Source organism: Microcystis flos-aquae FACHB-1344 (assembly GCF_014698375.1).
Taxonomy (GTDB): Bacteria; Cyanobacteriota; Cyanobacteriia; order Cyanobacteriales; family Microcystaceae; genus Microcystis; species Microcystis aeruginosa.
On sequence record NZ_JACJSW010000167.1, the window covers coordinates 19016 to 38997 of the forward strand.

The 19982-nt window shown below is 43.6% G+C and carries 24 protein-coding genes; 16 read left to right on the top strand and 8 right to left on the bottom strand.

Annotation, left to right across the window (positions count from 1 at the left end; translation table 11 throughout):
• The first annotated feature begins 35 nt into the window (after positions 1-35).
• The 5 genes from H6G48_RS15760 (at position 36) to H6G48_RS15780 (ending at position 6158) form a co-directional block, all read left to right on the top strand.
• Complete coding sequence (locus H6G48_RS15760; RefSeq protein WP_190722449.1) at positions 36-2387, top strand: DEAD/DEAH box helicase family protein; 2352 nt, start codon at positions 36-38, stop codon at positions 2385-2387.
• 372 nt (positions 2388-2759) lie between these two features.
• Positions 2760-2945 carry a restriction endonuclease subunit S domain-containing protein gene (locus H6G48_RS15765; RefSeq protein ID WP_190722450.1) on the top strand — a complete coding sequence of 62 codons (186 nt, stop codon included), beginning with the start codon at positions 2760-2762 and terminating at the stop codon, positions 2943-2945.
• Between the two features lie 95 nt (positions 2946-3040).
• A complete protein-coding gene (locus tag H6G48_RS15770) occupies positions 3041-4273 on the top strand; it encodes a restriction endonuclease subunit S (RefSeq protein ID WP_190722451.1) in 1233 nt (410 codons plus the stop codon).
• A gap of 109 nt (positions 4274-4382) precedes the next feature.
• On the top strand, positions 4383-4616 hold the full coding sequence (locus tag H6G48_RS15775; protein ID WP_190722452.1) for a DUF2283 domain-containing protein: 234 nt from the start codon (positions 4383-4385) through the stop codon (positions 4614-4616).
• Between the two features lie 18 nt (positions 4617-4634).
• Positions 4635-6158, top strand: coding sequence for a class I SAM-dependent DNA methyltransferase (locus H6G48_RS15780; protein WP_190722453.1), 1524 nt, complete (start codon positions 4635-4637; stop codon positions 6156-6158).
• Between the two features lie 46 nt (positions 6159-6204).
• Here H6G48_RS15780 and H6G48_RS15785 read toward each other — a convergent pair whose 3' ends face one another.
• From H6G48_RS15785 to H6G48_RS15805, 5 genes are all read right to left on the bottom strand, one after another.
• Positions 6205-7245 (bottom strand): sulfate/molybdate ABC transporter ATP-binding protein, encoded by a 1041-nt coding sequence (locus tag H6G48_RS15785; RefSeq protein WP_190722454.1) that lies wholly within the window; start codon positions 7243-7245, stop codon positions 6205-6207.
• A gap of 80 nt (positions 7246-7325) precedes the next feature.
• The gene (cysW, locus tag H6G48_RS15790) at positions 7326-8168 is read right to left on the bottom strand and encodes a sulfate ABC transporter permease subunit CysW (RefSeq protein WP_002797969.1); all 843 of its coding nucleotides are present in this window, start codon (positions 8166-8168) and stop codon (positions 7326-7328) included.
• A 41-nt stretch (positions 8169-8209) separates the two neighbouring features.
• Positions 8210-9052: a sulfate ABC transporter permease subunit CysT gene (cysT, locus tag H6G48_RS15795; protein WP_004159580.1), complete on the bottom strand. Its 843-nt coding sequence runs from the start codon at positions 9050-9052 to the stop codon at positions 8210-8212.
• Positions 9053-9071: 19 nt separating this feature from the next.
• On the bottom strand, positions 9072-9413 hold the full coding sequence (locus tag H6G48_RS15800) for an NIL domain-containing protein (protein WP_002768372.1): 342 nt from the start codon (positions 9411-9413) through the stop codon (positions 9072-9074).
• Positions 9414-9424: 11 nt separating this feature from the next.
• Positions 9425-10468 (bottom strand): sulfate ABC transporter substrate-binding protein, encoded by a 1044-nt coding sequence (locus H6G48_RS15805; RefSeq protein WP_190722455.1) that lies wholly within the window; start codon positions 10466-10468, stop codon positions 9425-9427.
• Between the two features lie 170 nt (positions 10469-10638).
• On the opposite strand from H6G48_RS15805, the gene H6G48_RS15810 reads away from it, so the two are divergent.
• A complete protein-coding gene (locus tag H6G48_RS15810; protein ID WP_190722456.1) occupies positions 10639-11418 on the top strand; it encodes a Crp/Fnr family transcriptional regulator in 780 nt (259 codons plus the stop codon).
• Positions 11419-11434: 16 nt separating this feature from the next.
• On the opposite strand, the gene rnc is transcribed toward H6G48_RS15810, so the two are convergent.
• A complete protein-coding gene (rnc, locus tag H6G48_RS15815) occupies positions 11435-12115 on the bottom strand; it encodes a ribonuclease III (protein ID WP_147069137.1) in 681 nt (226 codons plus the stop codon).
• Positions 12116-12173: 58 nt separating this feature from the next.
• Between rnc and H6G48_RS15820 the strand changes: the two genes are divergently transcribed.
• From H6G48_RS15820 to H6G48_RS27240, 10 genes are all read left to right on the top strand, one after another.
• Entirely contained in the window at positions 12174-12740 is a 567-nt protein-coding gene (locus tag H6G48_RS15820; RefSeq protein ID WP_190359188.1) for a hypothetical protein, read from the top strand.
• A 459-nt stretch (positions 12741-13199) separates the two neighbouring features.
• Positions 13200-14228, top strand: a complete 1029-nt coding sequence (locus tag H6G48_RS15825; RefSeq protein WP_002787228.1) for a chlorophyll a/b binding light-harvesting protein — start codon at positions 13200-13202, stop codon at positions 14226-14228.
• Positions 14229-14494: 266 nt separating this feature from the next.
• On the top strand, positions 14495-15007 hold the full coding sequence (gene fldA / locus H6G48_RS15830) for a flavodoxin FldA (RefSeq protein WP_002760221.1): 513 nt from the start codon (positions 14495-14497) through the stop codon (positions 15005-15007).
• 132 nt (positions 15008-15139) lie between these two features.
• Positions 15140-15883 carry an alpha/beta hydrolase gene (locus H6G48_RS15835; RefSeq protein WP_190722457.1) on the top strand — a complete coding sequence of 248 codons (744 nt, stop codon included), beginning with the start codon at positions 15140-15142 and terminating at the stop codon, positions 15881-15883.
• A 19-nt stretch (positions 15884-15902) separates the two neighbouring features.
• Entirely contained in the window at positions 15903-16262 is a 360-nt protein-coding gene (locus H6G48_RS15840; RefSeq protein ID WP_002787222.1) for a hypothetical protein, read from the top strand.
• Between the two features lie 90 nt (positions 16263-16352).
• A complete protein-coding gene (locus tag H6G48_RS15845; RefSeq protein WP_190359190.1) occupies positions 16353-16712 on the top strand; it encodes a hypothetical protein in 360 nt (119 codons plus the stop codon).
• A gap of 164 nt (positions 16713-16876) precedes the next feature.
• A complete protein-coding gene (locus H6G48_RS15850) occupies positions 16877-17182 on the top strand; it encodes a hypothetical protein (protein WP_190722464.1) in 306 nt (101 codons plus the stop codon).
• 132 nt (positions 17183-17314) lie between these two features.
• Positions 17315-17875 (top strand): Crp/Fnr family transcriptional regulator, encoded by a 561-nt coding sequence (locus tag H6G48_RS15855; protein ID WP_002742223.1) that lies wholly within the window; start codon positions 17315-17317, stop codon positions 17873-17875.
• A gap of 11 nt (positions 17876-17886) precedes the next feature.
• Positions 17887-18138 carry a hypothetical protein gene (locus H6G48_RS15860; protein ID WP_002742221.1) on the top strand — a complete coding sequence of 84 codons (252 nt, stop codon included), beginning with the start codon at positions 17887-17889 and terminating at the stop codon, positions 18136-18138.
• A gap of 48 nt (positions 18139-18186) precedes the next feature.
• Complete coding sequence (locus H6G48_RS27240; protein WP_249264813.1) at positions 18187-18375, top strand: hypothetical protein; 189 nt, start codon at positions 18187-18189, stop codon at positions 18373-18375.
• On the opposite strand, the gene H6G48_RS15865 is transcribed toward H6G48_RS27240, so the two are convergent.
• Entirely contained in the window at positions 18345-19328 is a 984-nt protein-coding gene (locus H6G48_RS15865) for a methyltransferase domain-containing protein (RefSeq protein ID WP_190722458.1), read from the bottom strand. The two genes, H6G48_RS27240 and H6G48_RS15865, sit on opposite strands and share 31 nt — an antisense overlap.
• Before the next feature lie 116 nt (positions 19329-19444).
• Positions 19445-19753 (bottom strand): DUF5132 domain-containing protein, encoded by a 309-nt coding sequence (locus H6G48_RS15870; protein ID WP_002742215.1) that lies wholly within the window; start codon positions 19751-19753, stop codon positions 19445-19447.
• Between the last annotated feature and the right edge of the window lie 229 nt (positions 19754-19982).

The window sequence follows — 19982 nt, forward strand, 5'->3', positions numbered from 1 at the left end:
TTCATTAGTTATCTGTTTACTGTCTTGAGAGAACCATGGGATTAGGAGAAACAGACACCAGAGCCAAATTAATTGACCCCGTCCTGCATCAAAGAGGATGGACCGAGGATTGTCTCAAGCGAGAAGAAACCCCGGGGGCAATTCAAATTATCGATGGGGAAGCCGAACGCGCCAGGGGAAGGATCGATTATACCCTGCGAGTGGCCGTCAGTAGCGACAGCCAACCCTTAGCCGTCGCCCTAATAGAAGCAAAAAAGGAAGATGCGCCCCCCACTGAAGGCTTAGAACAGGTTAAACGCTATGCCAAAGGGTTAAATGTACCGTTTGTGTACTCCTGTAACGGTCATCTTTTTGTCGAACACGATCGCACGACGAATATAACTTCAGCCCCTCAGCCCCTCAGCCAATTTCCTACCCCGGCCGAACTGAGGGGGAGATACGAGCAGTATGTAGGCTTCAGCCTAGCAGAGGAGGTCGCCCGTCCCCTGCTGACTCCCTATAAGGGGGGAGAAGGAGGACGGCGTTACTACCAAGATGCTGCCATCCGCGCTGCTTTGGAAAAAATTGCCCGCTGCCAGCAAACAGGCTCCCCGGCGCGAGTCCTTCTAACCCTGGCAACGGGCGCGGGTAAGACTTTTATTGCCTGTAACCTACTGCGAAAAATAGCAGATGCCGGACAGTTGCGGCGGGCTTTATTTGTCTGCGATCGCGATGAGTTGAGAACCCAGGGGGCGGCGGCTTTGCAAATTGCCTTCGGTTCCGAGGCGGCGGAAGTAGAAAAGAACCAACCCCACAAGAATGCCCGTGTTTTAATTGCCACCTATCAAACCCTGAATGTGGACAAGGAAGAGGACATGGGGAATTTTTTAACCACCCATTACCCGGAAAATTATTTCAGCCATATCATCATCGATGAGTGTCACCGTTCCGCTTGGGGTAAGTGGTCGCAAGTTCTCACCCGCAACAGTGAGGCGGTACAGGTGGGGTTGACGGCAACTCCCCGGGAATTGGAGTTTACAGAAGACTCGCCCGAATCAGAAGCCGATAGACAAATCACCGCCGATAATATGGCCTATTTTGGCGAACCTGTCTATGAATACGACATCGGACAAGGGATAGAGGATGGCTATCTTGCCGCCTGCGAAATTGTTAGGAGTGCCATCAACCTCGATGACACGGGCATTACAGTGGAGGAGGTCATCAGCAGAAATCCCCTTGATGCCAACACGGGACAGCCCATCCCAGAGGCAGAAATTAGGGAAATGTACGAGAAAACCAGTTATGAGCGGTTAATTTTGCTCCCTGACCGTGTGATGGCGATGGCGGGGGATTTATTCAATCATTTGTTAACAACGGGGGGAGTGGAACAGAAAACGATTATCTTCTGTGTTAATGACCGCCATGCTGATGCTGTAGCCATTGAGATGAATAATCTCTATAGCCGTTGGTGTGCCGCTAAGGGGGAAAAGCCGAAGGATTATTATGCTTTCAAGTGTACGGCCAAATCTTCGGGTAATGACTATTTGCCGGATTTAAAGGGCAGTTCCCGTTCCCATTTTGTCGCGACGACGGTAGATCTTTTAACCACCGGCGTCGATGTCCCCAATGTGAGAAATATTGTCTTTTTTAAATATGTCAATTCTCCCATTAGTTTCTATCAAATGGTAGGGCGGGGGACGCGGTTGCATCTACCCACTAATAAGTTAATGTTTCGGGTGTATGACTACACTAATGCTACCCGTTTATTTGGGGAGAAGTTTCTCGATAAGTTAGCCACCAAAAAGGGTACGGCGGCGGAACCAAAGGAAAGGCAGCAACGGCGGGTTATCTCCGTTGAGGGGTTTGAGGTGAATATTACTCCGGTGGGGCGCTATATTCTGACGACGGTGGACGGAGAAACGAAACCGATAACGGTAGAAGAGTATCGAGAGAGGCTGGCGGAATCCTTGGTTAATCAGGTGACTAATTTGACTTTATTTCGTTCAATTTGGGTTCAGCCGGAGGAGCGGGGGAGGTTATTACAAATATTGCCTGATGGGGGGCGATCGGCAAGTATAATTAGGACACTAGATGAGTTGGAAGCTTGCGATTTATTTGATGTTTTGGGAGAGTTAGGTTATGGTTTGCACCGTCTGACTCGTCTGGAAAGGGCGGAAGCTTTTAGTTATAAACAGGGGGATTGGTTACGCGAAATGCCAGAAGAAACGGCGGCGACAGTGAGGGCGATCGCTTCTCAGTTTGCTAAGTCGGGGACGGAAGGATTAGAAAATAAGCTCATTTTTCAAGTGCCGGAAGTGACTAAGGCTGGGGGATTGGCGGCGTTAAAGTTAGTAGGTAAACCCTCTGAGATCATACAGGAAACTAAGATAAGATTGTTTGCCGCTTAGGGGTTTCTAAATAGAACAGAAAGCGGGTTTCTAGTAAATAGCTAAATTAAGGCTCAGATTTTGTTAAGAAACCCGCTTTCTCCCAGCTTCTTTCTCCAAGCTTGTTGAATGGTATAATATCTGATTAGGATAGGAATGTTATTTTTATTGGGTGATTCCAAGAGAGTGGTGGGTTACGCTATCGCTAACCCACCCTACGCATTGGAGGGGGGTGAGTGCATTGGTAGGGTGGGTTAGACGGCAACAATCTAGGCGTTAAAGTCAATCTAACAATCCGTCGTAACCCACCGTTTTAGTCAACCGAAAGGATGTTTGATTTATGTTTGAAAATAAGATTGATCAGGTTTTACACGCGTTAAAGGAGATGTTGGGATGAGTTGGACAGAAGTAGCTTTAGTCGATGTCTGTAAACCAAAGCAGTGGAAAACTATTCCAATATCAGCATTAAAAAAAGAAGGGTATCCTGTATATGGTGCGAATGGAGTCATTGGTTTTTACGATGAATTTAATCATCTTGAAGAGACATTAATGATTACATGTAGAGGAGCTACTTGCTGAGATCATACAGGAAACTAAGATAAGATTGTTTGCCGCTTAGGGTTTTTAATTTGGGATTGGTATTTGAATGTTTATGATTGGGCAAGGGAGTTATTATGAGTCAGGAAAATGATCGGCAGTTGCCCGATGGTTGGCAGTGGGTAAAGTTGGGGGATGTTTGCCGTGATGTTTCAGATGGCAGTCATTTTACTCCAACTTATATTGAAGAAGGAATACCATTTTTATCAGTAAAAAATATTAGAGAAACTGGGATTAATTTTGATGACTGTAAGTTTATATGTGAAGAAGAACATAAAAAGCTATGTAAACGATGTAAGCCAGAAAAAGGAGATGTACTCTATACAAAAGTTGGTACTACAGGTATTGCTAAAGCTATTGATATTAATCGAGAATTCAGTATTTTTGTCAGCGTAGCACTTTTAAAGCTTAAATCAGAAGTTATTCCAGAATATTTAGAGAAGGTCTTAAATGCTCCGATTTGTAAAAAACAAGCAGAAAGCCTAACTCAGGGAGCAGCTAATCGTAACCTTGTTATCAAAGATTTAAAATGTATTGAAATCCCCCTCCCACCCCTAAGCGAACAAAAACGAATAGCCGCCATTCTTAATGAACAGATGGAAGCGGTAGAAAAGGCACGAAAAGCAACAGAAGCACAGTTAGAAGCTGCCAAGGCTTTACCTGCTGCCTATCTTCGGGCTGTTTTTGAAAGTGAGGAGGCTAATTCTTGGGAGAGGAGAAAGTTAGGGGAAATATGTCAAAGTAATGGTCAATATGGAACATCTGAAAAATCTACTAATGTAAATCAAGGTTTGCCTGTTCTTAGAATGGGAAACATTATAGAAGGGAAAATAAATTGGTCTGATTTAATGTATGTTAATTTACCGACCGACGAAGAAACCAAATTTTTATTAAAGAAAGGCGATGTTTTATTTAACAGGACAAATAGTGCTGAATTAGTAGGGAAAACCGCAGTTTTTGACGCTGAATTTAAAGCAGTATTCGCATCTTATTTGATTCGATTTAAAATGAGATACAACTTAGCAGATCCCTATTATATTTCTGCTTATATAAATTCAAGACAAGGTAGGAAATTCATAGAAGCTAATATGACTCGCGCTATAGGACAGGTGAATATTAGTGCTTCTACTATGTACAATATGCCAATTCCTATTCCTCCTACTTTAGAAAAACAAAAACAAATCGCCTCAACTCTAACCGAACAAATGCAAGAAGTGGAACGACTAAAACAGAACTTAAAAGAGCAACTCGACACCATCAATAAACTCCCCGCCGTCCTATTGCGCCGCGCCTTTAAGGGAGAATTATAGTTATGCAAACAATAGACATAGAAAAAACACAGCAAGCATGGACAAACTTAAACCAAATACTGTTCATACCTCGTACTGAATCAGAAGAAAATCCCTATTATTTTACTAAATGACAGAAAACCTAATTATCAAATATGACCCAACGGGAGACATTCTCTATATCAATAAATGCGCTCCCTATCCCGAACAAGAATCAGAAGAATTAGGAGATGATATTATTGTGAGAGTCAACCCCCAAACCGAAGAAATCGAAAACCTAGAAATCCTATTCTTTTCTCAAAGAATGCAAGAAAACAACGAACTCCAACTCCCCCTCATCGCCAATCTCCGCTTGGCAGGTTAGACAAATTAGGTAAACTCAATGGCTAAAAAAAACAGCAACGACAACGGTAAAACCTTCACCACCCAACAGGGACTTAACAGCTACATCAAAGGCATCTGCGACATCATGCGGCGTTCCAACTGTGCCGGGGCATTACAGTACGTCCCCGAACTCAGTTGGCTACTGTTCCTCAAAATCCTTGACGACACCGAACAGCGAGAAGCGGAAGAAGCGGAAGCCGTGGGGGACTCTTTTGCCGATTCCATCCCCGAACCCTACCGTTGGCGAGATTGGGCCAACCCTGAAGGCAACCGCCGCCTTAACCTGCAAATGGGGCAAATGGGTCAATTTCTGCCCTTTGTCAATGAAAAAGTCATTCCCTACCTCAAAAGTCTCAAAAACAAACCCCAAGCCACCCCCCGCCAAAAAATTATCAGTGAGGTCATATCCAGTGTCGAACGAGTCCGCATCGACACCGAAACCAACCTGTTAGACATCCTCGATAAAATCCACGAAATCGACTACATTGACCCTACCCACATCTTCCCCATCTCCCAAGTTTACGAGGGATTGCTGTTGAAAATGGGAGAAAAAAACAACGATGGCGGTCAATTCTTTACCCCCCGGGAAGTCATCCGGGCAATGGTCAAAGCCATCGCCCCCCAAGTAGGAGAAACCATCTATGACCCCTGCTGCGGCACGGGCGGATTCCTGGCCCAATCCTACGAATACATCCGCGATTTCCTAGCAGATGACATCACCCCCGAACAGCTAGAAACCATCAAACTAAAAACCTTTTACGGAAGGGAAAAAGAGAACCTCATCTACCCCATTGCCCTCGCTAATTTAGTCCTACACGGCATCGATTACCCCCACCTCTGGCACGGCAACACCTTAAACCGAGAAGTCATCTATGGCGACCTGTTCCAAGATGCTCCGCCCCAGTTCGATATTATCCTCACTAACCCCCCCTTTGGCGGCAAAGAACACAGGACCGTACAGGCACAATTTGCCTATAAAACCAGTGCTACTCAAGTCCTATTTTTACAGCACGTTATCGATAGTTTGAAACCGGGGGGACGCTGCGGTATCGTCCTAGATGAAGGGGTGTTATTTCGCACCAATGAAAATGCTTTTGTCCAGAGCAAACGAAAACTATTAAACGACTGTAATCTCTGGTGTATCGTTAGTTTGCCCGCGGGGACTTTTGTGGCTGCCGGTGGGGGTGTTAAAGCTAACATCCTCTTTTTTACTAAAGGCAAACCCACTGAAAAAATCTGGTATTATGACCTGTCCGATGTCAAAGTTACCAAGCGCAAACCCCTGATGATGAATCACTTTCAGGAGTTTATAGAACTATTACCCAACCGAGAAGATAGTGAGAGGAGTTGGACAATCACCCGTGAAGAAATCGAAGCCAAAAACTTTGACCTCAAGGCTGTCAATCTTAACACCAAAGTAGATGAAGATAAAAGCACCGTCAAGGAATTGCTAGATTTTATTGAGGAGAAAGGTAAAGAAGTTGCTCTAACTCTATCAGTGCTGAGAAAGTGGGAGCGGTGAAGGTCACTTATAGCTTTATGAAAAATTTTTAATAAACCTAGAGTTTTTAAATTGAGTAATCGATAACTTTCTCACTTTTATTGTCAAAATCAGTGAGTAAGGTCGCTTTTCTCGGTTTTAAATGTACCGTTTGTTCTGGTTGTAACTGTAATTGCTTGTATTCCTCCCGATTGAGATAAGCCACCACCATTTCCCCATCGGCTAACATTAATTCTACTTGTATTTCCCAGCCTAAATGAATAACTCTTTTTACCACTGCCCAACTATTCAAACCATCTTGTTCGGGCATAATTTCCAGGTCGTGGGGACGGATAAAAACGGTGGAATTATCACCCGGATGATGTCCATTTCCTAATCCTGCTAAACTGGGTAAGATATTCACTTCCCCAATAAATTGCATCACAAAAGCTGTGGCCGGATGATCGTAAATTTCGGCGGGAGAACCCACCTGTTCAATTTTACCATGATTCATCACGACAATCGTATCAGCTACTTCCATTGCTTCCTCTTGATCGTGGGTAACAAAAACACTGGTAACGTGAACTTCTTTATGTAAATTTCTCAGCCATACCCTTAATTCTTTTCTGACTTTTGCATCTAAAGCTCCAAAGGGTTCATCTAATAATAATACATTCGGTTGAATGGCTAAAGCGCGGGCTAAAGCTACTCGCTGCCGTTGTCCTCCCGATAATTGGGCGGGATAGCGATCGCCTAATCCTTGTAATTGAATTAATTCTAATAATTCCTCAACTTTTTCCTTAATTACTGGGGATTTTTGCTGGCGAATTTCTAGACCAAAAGCAATATTTTGACGGACAGTTAAATGTTTAAATAGGGCATAATGTTGAAAAACAAAGCCGATATTTCTCCGTCTAGGATCCACATGGGTGGTATCTTGTCCGTTAATGATAATCGCGCCACTGTCGGGACTTTCTAATCCGGCAATTGAACGTAATAAGGTGGATTTTCCCGATCCCGATGGTCCGAGGAGGGCGACTAATTTACCTTCAGGAATGGTTAAACTTATATTATCTAAAGCCTGAAAATTGCCGAAACGTTTAGAAACTTGCTGGATGGTAATACTCATATTTTTAGGTTTTTTGTAGAACGTAGGTTGGGTTGAAGCATGAAACCCAATGCCCGCTCATATTTTTAGGTTAATTGTAGTTAGGTAGTGTGAATTTTGTGGGCGGTTTTACGTTCGAGAATTTCTTTGATAATTAAAGTAACTCCCGCTAGTAAGGCGAGAATAGCCGCCGCACTAAAAGCGGCAGGAGTTAGATAATTTTTATAGGCCTGTTCTACGAAAATTGGCAGGGTAGCAGTTCTCCCTAAAATACTGCCAGAAACCACAGAAACCGCCCCAAATTCTCCCATCGCCCGGGCATTAGTTAACAGCACTCCGTACATCAATCCCCAACGAATATTGGGTAAAGTTATGCGCCAGAAAATCTGCCAATCACTTGCCCCTAAAGTGCGCCCCGCTTCCTCTTGTTCCAAGCCAATTTCTTCTAAGACTGGGATAACTTCTCTAGCGACAAAAGGCATAGTAACAAATATAGTTGCTAATACCATTCCGGGTAAAGCAAAAAGTATTTTTATATCGAAAAATTCTAGGAAAGAACCTAACCAACCATTGCGCCCATAGAGCAGTACAATCATTAAACCCGCTACCACGGGAGAAACGGCAAAAGGTAAGTCAATTAAACTAATTAATAAAGTTTTGCCACGAAATTGATTGCGAGCAATTACCCAAGCTGCACAAAGTCCAAAAATTGTGTTTAAAGGTACAGTAATTAGGGCAATAATTACTGTTAATTTTACCGCTTCGATAAAGTCAGAAGTTCCCGCCGCTTCTAAAAAAGCTTGGAATCCATTGCGAAAAGCATAGTAAAATACTGCCGCTGCTGGAATAAATAATAATAGTGCCAGATAAACAAGGGCGATGATAATTAGTAGGGGTTTGTAATCCCACTCTTTCGGTTTAGTTGATTTTTTTAGACTCAGCATTTTTGATCTGTCTCCAGTTATACCCTAATATTTTTTACTCTTTACTTAACTCTGTATTTTTGCCCCCATTGCTGCAGGAAATTAATTACTACTAACATGAACAAAGAAACCAGTAATAAAACCATGCCGATTACTGTCGCACCTGTGTAATCATATTCCTCTAGTCTTTGGAAGATTAAAACTGGGGCAATTAAATCCTTAAAGGGAATATTAGAGGAGATAATAACTACGGAACCATATTCACCGATCGCTCTGGCAAAACCGAGGGCAACTCCTGTTAAAATAGCGGGTAGTATTGTGGGAAAAATAACTCGCCAGAAGATTTGCCAAGAGGAAGCACCGAGGGATAAAGCCGCTTCTTCTACCTCTTTTTCCATTTCCTGTAAAACCGGCTGTAAGGTGCGGACAATGAAGGGTAAAGCGATAAATAACATCGCCACAAAAACCCCTAAAATGGTAAAGGATATCTTAATGCCAAAGGGGGCAAAAAATTGACCGAGCCAACCGTTATCACTGTAAACTGTGGCTAGGACTAAACCGGCAACAGAAGTGGGTAAAGCAAAGGGCAAATCTACACAAGCATCGACAATTTTTTTACCCGGGAATCGATAACGCACTAATACCCAAGCGATAATAGTGCCAAAAACTCCGTCAATTAATCCGGCGATTAAGGAAGTAAAAAAAGTGACTTGGTAAGCGGATAAAGAAATCGGTAAAGTGGCAATGCGCCAAAATTCGGCAAAACCAAGAGTTAGGGATTTAGCAAATAGTGCCGCCGCCGGTAAAACCAACAAAACCACTAGATAACTAATGGTAATTACCCAAGGAATAGAAACTTTTTTCAGGGGTTGACTGGGAGATAAAGATAATTGTGGGTTAGCCATTGTTTATTATTGCTAGAGATTACCAATTGTCCGCTTCTTCAAGAACTTGTGCTGAATCATACCAAACTTCTACATCTAAATCTGCCAGATAGGAAAGGGCATTTTCTATCCCTTGGGAGTTGCCTTGTAGTTGTAGATCGAACCAGCCATCTTGATTATTATTTGCCGCTAACAAAGCGGAAAATATATTCACTTTTAGACCAGGAAAAGACCCTAAACGTGCTATAATTGGCTCGTTAATATATTGTTTAGGAATCCGAATTTTTATTCTTCGGGACGTGGGGCGATCGAGTCCTGATTGATCGAGATGTAAGTCACTTTGGGGATGATTAATAGTTTGCCATTGAGGTTGATTATCCATGGGTTTCCTCCTTAGGATTTACCAGCTTTAGTGAGAATTTTATCGAACAAGGCTCCATCATCAAAAAATTGCTTTTGTACCTGATCCCAACCGCCTAAATCCTGCACGGTAAAGAGATTTTTTATCTGAGGAAATTTACTCTCAAACTCTTTAAATACCGTCGGTTCAACGGGACGAAACCCCACCTGAGCAAATTCTCTTTGGGCTGCGGGAGTAAATAAAAACTGCACAAAAGCCTCGGCCACTTTTCTCGTACCTTTTTTATCCACATTGGCATCAACAACCGCCACGGGATTATCAATAGAAATATTGTAATCGGTGGGAACAGTGTAGGACAACTTCTCGCCTTTTTGGTTAGCGAGAATCATCTCATTTTCGTAATTAATCAGCACATTTCCCTGGCCTTGTTTAAAAAATACATCACTAGATTCGCGAGCATCTCTAGGTAAAACTGGCGCATTTTTAAACACTTTTTCGACAAAAGTTTGCGCCGCTTGTTCACTGCCTCCCGCTTGCGTCACCGAACCCCAAAGAGCGAGAAAATTCCAGCGCGCTCCGCCAGAAGTCTTGGGATTAGCGGTAATAACTTTAATATTATCCTTGGCTAAATCTGACCATTGATTAATTTTAATATTGGCATCACGAGGAACAAAAGCCACTACAGATTTATGAACAATAGAGTCATTGGGAGCTTCTTTTTCCCAACCGGGTTGAATTAATCCCGCTTGCTCAATTTTCTTGGTATCCAAAGCTAAAGCCAACGCTACCACATCCGCTTCTAAACCATCGATAACGGCACGAGTTTGGGAACCGGAACCACCATAACTCTGTTCAAAAGTTACCTTTTGCCCCGTTTTTTGTTGCCATTCCTCGACAAATTTGGGAATGATTTTTTCGTAGGCACTTTGGGTGACAGCATAGGAAACAAGCGTCACAGTCACGGGTTTTTGGCTGTCATTGCCGCTATTGGTGGGGGATGGGGTGCAGGATACCAGCGTTCCCCCCGTCAGGACAGTTGCCACGAGTAGGGATAAACAAGACTGGGATAACTGCATCGGCGGCGCTCCTGAGATTTACTCTAAGGTTGTATCTGTTTTCAGGTCTATTTTAATCCTACAGCACAGGAAACAAAATTTCAATACATTTATAAAACAAATTGGGAATAAGGTGATAACAAGGGAAACTGTGAGAAGATGGAATCAGTGCTACATCTAGGTTTGAGACTATGGGCAAGAGCGTCAAGGCTAAAAAAACAACCCTCCTACAACAACTGATTAACCAGAGTTTTCTCTTTCGCGGACTAGAGGAAGCTTGGTTAAGTCAGTATCTCGATGCCGACAATCTCAAGCTAGAGACGCTATTTTCCAATCGTCCCGTCTATACGGCTTTTCTCCCCGATGAATTTCTAGATGTTTTGTATGTGATTTTGAATGAGGGTGTAATCGTCGTCCGCAGCACTCCCCTCGACCGGATTATTGCCATTACCTACCCCGGTGGCTGTTTTGGCATGAGGAGTTTACCCTTTAGTTATGGTTTAGCCAGTCGCGCCTTTCCCTGTTTGGTGGAATCCTATAAAACTACCCACGTCCTGAAAATTCCCTTATCGGCGCTAGAAAAGATTTACAACGATAACCAAAGTTTTCGTCAACGGTACTGTTTGTTATTTGAATTACAGCAAAAATTCGAGTATCATTTGCTTAATTGCAGTAGCTATCCACCCCAAGCTGTAGCCACTTTACTCAGAGCTTTAATCTATCAAGAAAGAGAATTAGGCAGTCAACCAGATGCCGAAAATATCTATACTTTTGATCTATCCGTCGATGTGATTGCTCGCGCTTGTCAACTCAATCAACGCACCGTCGAACAGGTATTAAAAGGATTGCAAACCGTGGGATTAATTGCCTCAGAATCGACGGGGGATTTAATTCGGGTACTAGATGCCGAGGGTTTAAAAGAAGTGTACAGTGCCACCCGGGATAAAGTTAATTGGTGGCCCCTAAGATAAGTAGGGTTGTCCCTATTTACCCTTGCAATTGACAGCGCTTTAAGGCATCTTCGGCAGCCGCTTTGGTGGCATCCTGTTTCCGTTTACCTTTACCTGTACCGTAGAGAAGATTATTAACCCGCACTTCGGCAGTAAATTCCCTAGCGTGGGGGGGCCCTGTAACATCAATGATCGCATATTCTGGATTAGAGGCGAAATTAGCCAGCGCCCACTGTTGAAAGAGATTTTTGGCATCGATAAAAGATGGCGATTCCGATTGTTGAGAGACTAAATGAGAGGCTACAGGGATAAAAAGCCCGTGCAGATAATTTTTAACCGCATTTAACCCCGAATCTAGATAATAAGCCCCAATTATCGCTTCAAAAGTGTCCGCTAATAGGGTAGGATTTGATCGCCCCCGATCTTTAATTGCCCCCTTACCTAAACGCATTAACTCTCCCAGGCCGATTTCAAGACCCAATTGCGCTAATTGTTCTTCTTTGACCAAATTTGACCGCAAACGGGTTAATTCTGCCTCGTTCATGGCGGGATATTTTTGATACAATAGTTCGCCCACCAAAAAAGCCAAAATCGCATCGCCCAAAAATTCTAGGCGCTCGTTATTTTCCGTCAATTCCGACTGTTCATTGACATAGGAACGATGGGTTAAAGCTTGGGTGAGAAGGAGAGCATTTTGAAAAGGAGGCAAACAAGACATTACAGAAATGATCAAGTCAAGAGCATTTCTTATCTTAATCCGACCCCACCCCGAATAGATGAGACGAACGATGCTTTTTTTACTGTTTTTTCCGGCTAGTTTAGGCATAATCTCCCAAATCTTCTCACCGGAAAACCTATCCGCTGCTATTCTTGCCCTAGGTACCCTGGGGATGTGTATGGAACAGGCACGCATGGCAGCGGTGGACTTGGGAGAAATTGCCCAATTTCAGCAAAAAACCAGCGATCCTCGCCTCGATCGCTTTTTTATCGTCACAATTAGTACAATTGTTTTAGAATTATCGGGCTTTTATCTGGCTGCCCTCTGGATAGGATGGGGAGCTTTAATAGTTTTAGTTAGTCAAATTTGGTTTCATTGTTTAGCCAAAATTCAACTGCAGCCAAGCACAGAAAAAATCATTGACCATGGCATAGTGCCACGTTTACCCATCTTACTCGCCGACGGAATCGGCATAATCTTCGTGGCTTTCTGGTTAGCCAAAATCGCTCCCCTAATTATGGCCATAACTTTAACGACAATGTTATTAATCTACGGCTCTATTAAGTATCTTTTCAGAACTGGGGAGGGGGGAGAAAGTAACCTCCAGAGGCGGCAATCCCTATAAATGGGCGCTCAGAGACTCTGACGCAGTTTAAATTCAGTACAGCTTACCACAACCGACAGCGAGGCGAGTGGCACCAGTGGGTATTTTATCGAATAAAAAAGATATTTCAGGTTAAAAATGAAATAAAAAGCGTAAATAAGCTTAAATATGCTCTTTAATGCCTAATTATAGGCTTGTTTAAGTGATGACAAGCTAATTATCCTCTAGTCTTCGTTAAAAATTAATTAGTAATTATTCTCAATTATTTGAGGCGATTACTCTAGCTGCGATCCAAGATTCATGCTGAAAAGCCTTGATTGTCAAAGGCTGATCAGGCTAAAAATACTGAGGCATCAAAGGATACCGAGCAACTGTAACAATTCTTAACTTGACTTTATTGAGAATTATTCTAGACTAAGACTTAAAGCTTATTGCATATAATTATCAATAAGCTTGGTTCTATTTCCGTTAAAAGATGCCATGCAGACCTACGATAATCCTCAGATCGAATACGACTGGTGGGCAGGAAATGCCCGTTTTGCCGATAAATCAGGCTTATTTATCGTTGCTCACGTTGCTCAAGCTGCTTTAATCGCTTTTTGGGCAGGAGCCTTCACCTTATTTGAAATTTCCCAGTATCGCCCCGATATAGCCATGGCAGAACAGGGCTTAATTTTACTGCCGCACCTGGCCACTTTAGGCTTTGGAGTTGGAGAAAAGGGGCAAATCATTGATATCTATCCCTTTTTCGTGATTGGCTCAATTCATCTGATTTCTTCGGCAGTTTTGGGAGCAGGAGCCTTATTTCACCTGTTAAGAGTCCCAGAAACCCTGAAAGATTCCTCCGGTCCAGGGAAAAAATTCCATTTCGATTGGAGTGAACCCCGACAATTAGGAGTTATTCTCGGTCATCACCTGCTCTTTTTAGGTATAGCTGCATTATTGTTAGTGGCCAAAGCTATGTACTGGGGGGGATTATACGACGCAACTATCGGCGCTGTCCGAGTCGTTAGTGAACCAACCCTCGATCCTTGGGTTATCTATGGCTATCAAACCCACTTTGCTACTGTGGACAATCTCGAAGATTTAGTCGGTGGTCATATCTACGTCGGTTTAATGTTAATTGGGGGCGGTATCTGGCATATTATCGTTCCCCCGCTTAAATGGGCGAGAAATGTGCTGATTTTCTCTGGAGAAGCCATTTTATCCTATTCTTTGGGCGGAATTGCCCTAGCTGGTTTCGTGGCCGCCTATTTCTGTGGGGTAAATACCCTCGCTTATCCAGTCGAATTTTACGGGCCAATTTTAGAAGTGAAGTTAGGAATTGCTCCCTACTTTGCCGACACGGTGAAATTGCCCTTTGGAGTACATACGGCGCGCTGTTGGTTAGCTAATGCCCACTTTTTTCTCGCTTTCTTCTTTTTACAAGGTCATCTCTGGCACGCTTTACGCGCGATGGGTTTTGACTTTAAACGAGTAGAAAAAGCCTTAAATGCGATAGAAGCCTAGTTTTTTTGAGGAAAATTAGGATAAATTATCGATTTTCCTAATTTTCCCCGCTGATCAATCTTTCTAACTGTCCCTTATGCCTTACTGTACCTGTTGTAACACCAAATTGCTGCATCACATTGGACGCTCTCGCTCTTATTGGTACTGTAGTTCTTGCCGGCAGGAAATGCCAGTTTCAGAGGGAGAAAACTGTAATCAGGGGCTTTATTCCCTATCAAGGAGAATTAAGAGTTAAACTCACTTATTTCGCAACAAGGACAAATTTTATGGCAAAAATTGGCTTATTTTTTGGCACGCAAACCGGCAAAACCGAAACGGTGGCGGAAATGATTCAGAAAGAATTTGGAGGTGAGGCAATTGTAGAATTACACGATATCTCCTCCGCTTCTACCGAGGATTTTGCCCCCTACGATGCCCTGATTATCGGTTGTCCCACCTGGAATATCGGCGAATTACAAAGCGATTGGGAGGGTTTTTACGATGAATTGGATGACATTGATTTCGTCTCCAAAAAGGTCGCCTATTTCGGGATGGGGGATCAAATCGGTTATGCGGATAACTTTCAAGATGCTCTGGGGATACTGGAAGAAAAAATCGCCTCCCTGGGGGGTAAAACCGTCGGTTACTGGCCGACAGAAGGTTACGATTTTAACGAGTCGAAAGCCCTAAAAAATGGCAAATTTGTCGGTTTAGCCCTCGATGAAGACAACCAATCCGATTTAACTGAACAACGGATCAAAACCTGGGTCGCGGGACTTAAGGGCGAATTTGGCGTTTAGTTAGCTATCAATCAGTTATCAGTTATCAGTTATCAGTGAATAGTATTAAGTGGCTAGTTCGCAGCTTTCTTTTCACCAATTACTGATTACTGTTTACTGATCACTGAAAAATCCCCTATATCCTTGATTATTATGTCTCGATTACCTGATGCAGTTTGGATTAATGTTAACCCCAGTTTTCGCCGTTTTGATCGCCCGGTGTTGGATTTTTTAGCCAGGGAAGTTGCGATCGCTGATTGGCAATACTGTCAATCTCTTGATCAGCCAGCTTCTCTTGATATTGCCTTGGTATTAATACAAGATTACCTGAAACAATGCGAGCGACCGCTGCATTTAGTCGGCCACGGCACGGGGGGATTAGTAGGATTACTGTATGCGCGTCGTTATCCGGAAAGGGTAAAATCCTTAACTTTGCTCTCTGTGGGAGTCTATCCGGCGATCGATTGGCAAGCTCATTATTATGTGCTATCAAAATTACTGCCTTGTTCTCGTCAAACTCTGCTCAATCAATCGGTTCACAATCTTTTTGGTCATCAATCCTGCGCTTTAACCCAAGAATATCGCTATCTCTTGGAACAGGATTTATTATTGTCCCTTTCTCCCCATAATCTCTATCAGAATGCTCATTTCGCCCCGGGGACAGTTCCCGTACCCCTGTTAGTCTGTGGGGGAGATATCGATACGGTAATTGATCAGCATTTATTGCAGGGATGGCAACCCTGGTTAAAGTCAGGCGATCGCATTTGGAGTTGTCACAAAGGGCGTTATTTTTTCCACTATTCCCACCCCTACAGCGTCAGTCAAGAGATTTTTAGTTTTTGGCGATCTCTAGTTCCACAGGAATTTCTTTCTGAGCCAACTGTAATTATTCCTTAATTGACAAAAATCGAGATTTATGTTAAGGCTAATACCGCTCTTTTGTCCGATCGCGATCTGGATAACGCTGCTGTTCTTTTTTACTGCTCTTTTTCTTGCTGTTGCCCAAGGGCGCCGGCAGTTGCAAAAGCTGCATCGAATTCCCTGTAGTCGCTGTGTTTTTTGTACTGGAGATTATCGCTTGAAATGTGCGGTGCATCCAATGCGTGCCTTTTCGGAAGAGGCGATCGATTGTCGGGATTTTGAGCGAGAAATTCAGGAAAATCCCCTTAATTCTCTCCCCTTGCTGACGGTAACTTTTCACTGGCTATGGAGTGTGTCTAAGCAGAGTATAGTCAGTCTAAAAAATAGGGGGGATGATTACGGACTCAACCCTTGATATACATGGCTTATAGATATTGACACAAAATCAAAAAAGGATGCTAGGCTAAAGGAGTCAGGTAAATTGTCTAGAAATGGAGCGTGAATTATGTCAGGAAGAGGTGGATGGCGCGGTGGCGCAGGACGTAAAAGAGCGTGGCAAAATGGAGAAACTCAGACTATCCGGGTTCCCATTGCCATTAAAGACCAAATACTCGATTTTAGCCAACAATTAGACCGAGGAGAGGCATTTTCCCCCAGAGACTTGCCGCTATTGCTAGAGGAAATTCTCGCTCAGTGGGAAGTTAAATGTCAGGAGAACAATAGCGCAGAATGGCAACCAGTGCGTCAACTATTGGCAGAAATAGAAGCACTACTCGCTCAAGAAACAGAGTTTAAGAGAGGACACGGGAGAAGTAAAGCCCATTGTGGCGTTTTTCGTCATTATAACCTAGATTCTGGCTGTTAAGTCGAGAATATCGTCGATAATCCCTGCTTTTAAAACGGGGAAACCTCCAGTTTGAGCGGTAAGCTATCAGCGTTGAGCTTGCCGCTAGAGGATTTGAGCGCATTTTTTTCTCAGACATCAGCCCTCCTTTGCTAAAATGATAATGATTATCGTTTTAACTAGCAATGGTCAATCAGATTGAGTATCCCCGAGCAGAAAGCCCCGTTATCGAGGAAGATTCGCAAAAAATCGTAAAAATACGCCATACTTGCGCCCATGTCTTAGCAATGGCCGTACAAACTCTCTTTCCTGAAACCAAAGTCGCTATTGGTGACTATTCATGGTTGCGGGGGAAATCTCATAACTTCATTATCACACAGTTGCAAATAATTATCAATTGGTTGAAAGCTAATCGCGATCATTCTCAGTCTCGATCGAGGGGATATTTCGAGGTGAAATCTTGGTCTTTGGCTGTTTACAGCTTTGAATGAGGGGTATAAGGAAGCTCATCTTTGGTAAGTCCCATCAGTTGGAGGAAATTTTTCTGGAAGATCCCTGTTGATTTTATTGAGAAAATTATGCAATAATTAGAGGAGAAGGTAATTCTACTAGCGGTGGTACTTATGCGGGAACCTCTCGTCACTCGTCTATTTCAACCCCGTGACCCCCTACCCTCGCGTCTGGATGCTCTTTGGTTAATCAATCGCGGTGTGGTTAAGGTGATGACGTGGGATGAGGAAGGAGAAATCGTCATCCTCGGCTATTGGGGAGAAAATGATGTGGTCGGCCGTCCCCTATCGCAGATTCAACCCTACGAGATGCAGTGCTGCACTAGCGTTGAAGCTACTTGTCTTCCTCTTGAACGGGGTAGCAGTCTTTCCTCGGCTCTCTGTCGTCACGTTCAACAAACTGAGCATTGGCTCTGTTCCCTGCGTCGCGATCGGCCTAGGCTGCGTTTTCTGAAAACTCTAATTCAATTATCGCAAAAGTTCGGTCGTCCCGCAGAAACGGGCCAGCGTATCGATATCCGTTTCACTCATCGGGAATTAGCCGAAATGGTCGGGATGACCAGAGTGAGCATTACCCGACTCATCAATGAATTCGAGCAACAAGGTCTGATTTCTCGTGCGGGAGGACATATTATTGTTTTACCTTCTGCTGACACCCAATTTCATCCTTATTAGGAGATAAACCTATGGCGATTATTCACTGGGATAAATCGATTCTGACTTTTCATCTCAAAGAAATTATCGAAGATCACGAATCAGGAGATCGAACGGCTCTCTTTGGTTTGGGAACAATTGTTATCGGTGCGGTTGTGCTGCCAGCTGCGGTCAAATTAGGCCGACCAATTCTCAAACAAATTATCAAAAGTGGCCTATCTCTCCAAGCTCGATCGTCACTGATCAAAACTCCTACTATTCCCCACAACCCGATCAATAATTAATTGGATTGCCTCTAGTTAGGGTTTGTGGCAAAAAGTTTTTCCTGTGGGGTGTGGGGTTTTATCGATTTTGAGAGGGTCAATTACCTAATTTTCAGGGAAAAAGTCCAGGAATTTTCCCCCCGATCACTCCAATGGTTGGGACTTTTTGAGGAAAAAAAAGTCCAAAAGTCTTACCCAACAAGATTTTTAGATTTATTCAGCAAACCCTACATAACTGAGGTAAGAGACTCTTGCTGACTTGGTTGCAGATGGGATTGAGCGCGAACAGCGCGGAACATCCCAAAACGACATAAACCCGTGCCAAAGGCCAAACGCATCAGCAGAATTGTCGGCACTTCTCGGACGGATTTAAGCAACCCAGTTAGACCAAATTGCCACCAGCCTTGGGGACGAATCACCCCCTGCCAAATGGTATCAATCCAAGAGGGTAGAGTGGCTGTTGTCCAGTCAGCAGTCACCACTTCCCCATCTACCAATCCCGTGGCCGCTAACTGTTCGGCAAAACCTTCGATACTGGCAAAAGCGGGGTGAGACCACTGATCCAAAAGTTGGCGCATTACGGGACGTTCCCAGAAATTAAGCGGTTTTTGACGGTCATCTCGCTGATTCCAGTCCGCTACCACCAAGACTCCCCCTGGTTTGAGAACTCGCAGTAATTCCCCAGCAAAAACGGCTTTGTCCGGCATATGGGGACCGGCTTCAATTGACCAGACCACATCAAAACTCTCGTCAGGAAAAGAAAGGTCCATGGCATCATCGACCAAAAAGCGAGCATTTAAATCTGGGGGTGTTAGTTCTTTGGCCCGTGCCACTTGTTTGGGACTAATAGTGACACCGGTAACGGCAAATCCGTAGTCGCGGGCCAGAATGCGACTGCTGCCACCAATACCACAACCGACATCGAGGAGAGTTGCACCGGCGGGTAATTTATCCAAACCTCCCCAAGAGACCATTTCCGCCACAAAGTCGGCTTTTGCCGCTAGAAAGTCTTTTTTTTCTGGTGGGGAACCGTAGTGACCTAAATGGATGTGTTCCCCCCAATAATATTCTAAAATCCCGTCCTCAGTCCATTGGTCGTAGGAATTGGCCACCGAGTCTGATGATTGGTACTTGCGAGAGGAAACAAAATAGACGACGATAGCGATCGCTAGGAGTAACCCTAAAGATGATGTCACCAAAAGTATATTCATTCAATCCTGCTGGGCAAACTGACACAAAGCTTAATAACTCTTAAAGATTATATAACTTTGAGGTTCTGCGGGTTGAGGGCCAACAGGGTTGAGTGACTTTGGTTACTCACCAGAAATTAACTATCGCGTAATGAGGGTTCCGAATTAACCCCACTGGGTAGAACCACTTGATGATCGCGTTCGGCTATGACTTCTGCTTTGGCCTCGGCGACGATATCCCCCAGCACTTCTGCTGTTTCGGCCAAGGAACTCTTAGTTTTTTCGTAGAGAACAACGCCAGTTTTAATCGTTGCTTTGGCGACCGGTTTCAGTAAAGAAATCACGGTGGGGGCCAACAGCAGCGCACCGATTCCGAAAACGATCGCTTTCCCTGGAGTAATTTGTGCTAGTTTTCTCGTTTGTTCTAACATCTGTGTTTTTTCCATGAGCTTTAAACCATTGATTTTGTTGCCTTCAGTCTGTAGATAGCAAAAGTTTTTAACTTAGAAGCATTATCTACCTACGAGTACCATTATAGAATAGTTTTTGAGGGAATATTATTAAGTTTTTTTTCAAGAGAATATAGCCTAGATATTCACCTATCAGTTATTAGTGGATGGGTCAAGACTTCCCCAGATACCGACTCTTAAACCATCATAACAATCTTTGATTTTT

Excerpts from the sequence above, each read along its gene's own strand:
- H6G48_RS15760 (WP_190722449.1), top strand. The coding sequence starts at position 36 with ATGGGATTAGGAGAAACAGACACCAGAGCCAAATTAATTGACCCCGTC.
- H6G48_RS15765 (WP_190722450.1), top strand. The coding sequence starts at position 2,760 with ATGAGTTGGACAGAAGTAGCTTTAGTCGATGTCTGTAAACCAAAGCAG.
- H6G48_RS15770 (WP_190722451.1), top strand. The coding sequence starts at position 3,041 with ATGAGTCAGGAAAATGATCGGCAGTTGCCCGATGGTTGGCAGTGGGTA.
- H6G48_RS15775 (WP_190722452.1), top strand. The coding sequence starts at position 4,383 with ATGACAGAAAACCTAATTATCAAATATGACCCAACGGGAGACATTCTC.
- H6G48_RS15780 (WP_190722453.1), top strand. The coding sequence starts at position 4,635 with ATGGCTAAAAAAAACAGCAACGACAACGGTAAAACCTTCACCACCCAA.
- H6G48_RS15785 (WP_190722454.1), bottom strand. The coding sequence starts at position 7,245 with ATGAGTATTACCATCCAGCAAGTTTCTAAACGTTTCGGCAATTTTCAG.
- cysW (WP_002797969.1), bottom strand. The coding sequence starts at position 8,168 with ATGCTGAGTCTAAAAAAATCAACTAAACCGAAAGAGTGGGATTACAAA.
- cysT (WP_004159580.1), bottom strand. The coding sequence starts at position 9,052 with ATGGCTAACCCACAATTATCTTTATCTCCCAGTCAACCCCTGAAAAAA.
- H6G48_RS15800 (WP_002768372.1), bottom strand. The coding sequence starts at position 9,413 with ATGGATAATCAACCTCAATGGCAAACTATTAATCATCCCCAAAGTGAC.
- H6G48_RS15805 (WP_190722455.1), bottom strand. The coding sequence starts at position 10,468 with ATGCAGTTATCCCAGTCTTGTTTATCCCTACTCGTGGCAACTGTCCTG.
- H6G48_RS15810 (WP_190722456.1), top strand. The coding sequence starts at position 10,639 with ATGGGCAAGAGCGTCAAGGCTAAAAAAACAACCCTCCTACAACAACTG.
- rnc (WP_147069137.1), bottom strand. The coding sequence starts at position 12,115 with ATGTCTTGTTTGCCTCCTTTTCAAAATGCTCTCCTTCTCACCCAAGCT.
- H6G48_RS15820 (WP_190359188.1), top strand. The coding sequence starts at position 12,174 with ATGAGACGAACGATGCTTTTTTTACTGTTTTTTCCGGCTAGTTTAGGC.
- H6G48_RS15825 (WP_002787228.1), top strand. The coding sequence starts at position 13,200 with ATGCAGACCTACGATAATCCTCAGATCGAATACGACTGGTGGGCAGGA.
- fldA (WP_002760221.1), top strand. The coding sequence starts at position 14,495 with ATGGCAAAAATTGGCTTATTTTTTGGCACGCAAACCGGCAAAACCGAA.
- H6G48_RS15835 (WP_190722457.1), top strand. The coding sequence starts at position 15,140 with ATGTCTCGATTACCTGATGCAGTTTGGATTAATGTTAACCCCAGTTTT.
- H6G48_RS15840 (WP_002787222.1), top strand. The coding sequence starts at position 15,903 with ATGTTAAGGCTAATACCGCTCTTTTGTCCGATCGCGATCTGGATAACG.
- H6G48_RS15845 (WP_190359190.1), top strand. The coding sequence starts at position 16,353 with ATGTCAGGAAGAGGTGGATGGCGCGGTGGCGCAGGACGTAAAAGAGCG.
- H6G48_RS15850 (WP_190722464.1), top strand. The coding sequence starts at position 16,877 with ATGGTCAATCAGATTGAGTATCCCCGAGCAGAAAGCCCCGTTATCGAG.
- H6G48_RS15855 (WP_002742223.1), top strand. The coding sequence starts at position 17,315 with ATGCGGGAACCTCTCGTCACTCGTCTATTTCAACCCCGTGACCCCCTA.
- H6G48_RS15860 (WP_002742221.1), top strand. The coding sequence starts at position 17,887 with ATGGCGATTATTCACTGGGATAAATCGATTCTGACTTTTCATCTCAAA.
- H6G48_RS15865 (WP_190722458.1), bottom strand. The coding sequence starts at position 19,328 with ATGAATATACTTTTGGTGACATCATCTTTAGGGTTACTCCTAGCGATC.
- H6G48_RS15870 (WP_002742215.1), bottom strand. The coding sequence starts at position 19,753 with ATGGAAAAAACACAGATGTTAGAACAAACGAGAAAACTAGCACAAATT.